Source organism: Vibrio sp. 1249-1, assembly GCF_033340495.1.
Window position 1 is genome coordinate 1 of record NZ_JAWOWJ010000344.1, and the last position, 827, is coordinate 827.

1 protein-coding gene is annotated in these 827 nt (G+C 45.6%); it reads right to left on the reverse strand.

What is annotated here, in order from left to right:
* On the reverse strand, positions 1–801 hold an 801-nt coding region (locus tag R7Z50_RS26265; protein ID WP_318149580.1), incomplete at its 3' end, for a helicase RepA family protein.
* Between the last annotated feature and the right edge of the window lie 26 nt (positions 802–827).

Consider the following 827-nt stretch of genomic DNA (forward strand, 5'->3'; position numbering starts at 1 on the left):
TCCAACGCCTCGCTTAAACCACCTTATTCCATTGTCCTTTTGGTAGTTGGCTTTTGAGTTGTAAAGCTGAACATACTTAGTGCGCTCAAGCTCATCAATATTGAATTGCTTTGCATCTTCCTTTGTCATGGTTGTTAGGTTGATTTGGCATCGTATGTTGTCTGTAAGAGCCGCAGAGCCACGAGAAGCACCTTGCTCAAGCCCTGAGCCTAAGAAGTTGCTTGTCTTGTTTACGTGGTGCAGGAAGAGGATTGCAGCACCAGTGCGATGAGCTATTTGCTCAAAGCAACTGATCAGAGTGCTCATGTGTCCTGAGTCGTTCTCATTGCCAGAGTGGAATCTACGAAGCGTATCGAGTATCACAAGGCGCTTACCTTCGAATGCAAGGCACATAGCATCAATAATGCGTTGATTGTAAAAGCCGTTACTATCCACTAAGTGGATCAGGCTCCCCACTTGGCTCTCGATGTGCGCTCTACGCTGCATTTTAATGCGGTCATCAGGTGCTAAAAGAGAACCAATTGCGTGCATACGCTGATGGAGAATTTCACGGGGATCTTCGAGTGTTAGATAAACCGTACCTTTATCGCACTCTTTGATGCCTAAGCCTAAAGTATCTTTGCCAGTAGCAAGATCAGAAAGTAGACCTAAAGCAAAATATGATTTGCCAGTGCTGCCAGCCGCAACAATGCCGCCTACAGTGCCAGCCAATAAGCCGTCAAAAACAAAATCGAGTTCTGGGGCTTCTTCTGAAAATGCTTGTTCTAAATGCAGATAGCCTGCACCACCCAGTTGAAACACTGGGGTTTCTTGTTTAAGATTATCCA